This is a genomic window from Synechococcus sp. BA-120 BA3, from assembly GCF_034931285.1.
GTDB lineage: Bacteria > Cyanobacteriota > Cyanobacteriia > PCC-6307 > Cyanobiaceae > Cyanobium.
This window is the reverse complement of the sequence record NZ_JAYGHZ010000478.1, coordinates 1-1002: the sequence shown is the minus strand read 5'-3', so window position 1 is coordinate 1002 and position 1002 is coordinate 1. Positions and strand designations below refer to the sequence as shown.

The window sequence follows — 1002 nt, the reverse complement described above, 5'->3', positions numbered from 1 at the left end:
CGCCAGCCGCACCGCCGCCGCCCGCACCGACCAGCAGCTGGCCCGGGAACGCAACGCCATCCGCCAGCGCCTCGAGGCCGCCTTCTACGACCACCGTGCCGCCCTGCGCCAGATCGTGGCGGCCCGCGCCTCCTACAGCGCCTCCCGCGAGGCCTTCCGTGACGTGCGGGCCCGCTACCAGCTGGGGCTGGCCGACTACAGCGATGTGGCCGACACCGTCGCCACCCTCACCGGCGCGATGGAGGGGGTGGCCGAATCCACCACCCTGGCCAACGTCAGCTACGCCCAGCTGCTGCGCGAACTGCTGCCGGTGCCGGACCGGCCCGATCAGCCGGTGGCGCTGCCGCTGGTGCTGGGCGGCTCCTGAGCGTCGTCGTGGCGTTCCTGCCGTCGCTGCCAGCGGCGCTGGCGCCAGGCGAAGGAGCGCCACAGCAGCAGCACCAGCAGGGCGGCGAACCAGAACCACACCTCGGGGGCATTGGCGTGCAGCAGCACCACCAGCAGGGCCGCCTCCAGCGCCAGCCAGGGCCGTTCGCGGCTCATGGCAGGGCGTCCCGCTGCCGCAGGGGCGGCTGGTCCTGGCGCTCCTGCTGGCGCAGGGTGCGGTAGCTGCCGGTGAGGTCGCGCAGCAGCGGCAGCAGGTAGCTCACCGGCGGCCGCCATTCGACGTAGCCGTGGGCCTTGAGCGTCAGCCCCTCACGGATAGGAAAGACGCTGCTGCCGCGGCTGAGGGTCCAGCGATAGCCGTCGAGGCCGGAGCCGGCGGCGGCGGGCAGCAGGGCGATCTCGGTGCGCATCACCGGCCCGTTGCGCACCAGGGCCTCCGCCAGCTGGGGGTTGCCCATGGTGGTGTCGACGTCCTCGCGGGTGGCGGGCAGCAGGTTGATGTTGCGCACCCGCCCGCGGATGCCGCCGAAACGGCCCCGTTCGTTCCAGTCCGGCACCACCTCCATGGCCAGGCCGGGGCGCAGGCGGCGGGCATCGGCCGGGGCGAAGTAGGCC

At 74.1% G+C, this 1002-nt stretch carries 1 protein-coding gene and 2 pseudogenes; 1 reads left to right on the top strand and 2 read right to left on the bottom strand.

Translation table 11 applies throughout. The features are described from left to right. Positions 1–367 (top strand): annotated as a pseudogene (locus tag VB737_RS16970) (TolC family protein); the annotation flags it as partial. Here the strand turns inward: VB737_RS16970 and VB737_RS16965 are convergent. Together VB737_RS16965 and VB737_RS16960 are read right to left on the bottom strand one after the other, a co-directional pair. Then, complete coding sequence (locus VB737_RS16965; RefSeq protein WP_500314697.1) at positions 328–543, bottom strand: hypothetical protein; 216 nt, start codon at positions 541–543, stop codon at positions 328–330. The pseudogene VB737_RS16970 and the gene VB737_RS16965 sit on opposite strands and share 40 nt — an antisense overlap. Further along, positions 540–1002, bottom strand: a pseudogene (locus VB737_RS16960) (NHLP bacteriocin system secretion protein); the annotation flags it as partial. The pseudogene VB737_RS16960 and the gene VB737_RS16965, both read right to left, overlap by 4 nt.

Bases quoted from the DNA above. Each gene is read 5' to 3' on its own strand.
- VB737_RS16965 (WP_500314697.1), bottom strand. From the start codon at position 543: ATGAGCCGCGAACGGCCCTGGCTGGCGCTGGAGGCGGCCCTGCTGGTG.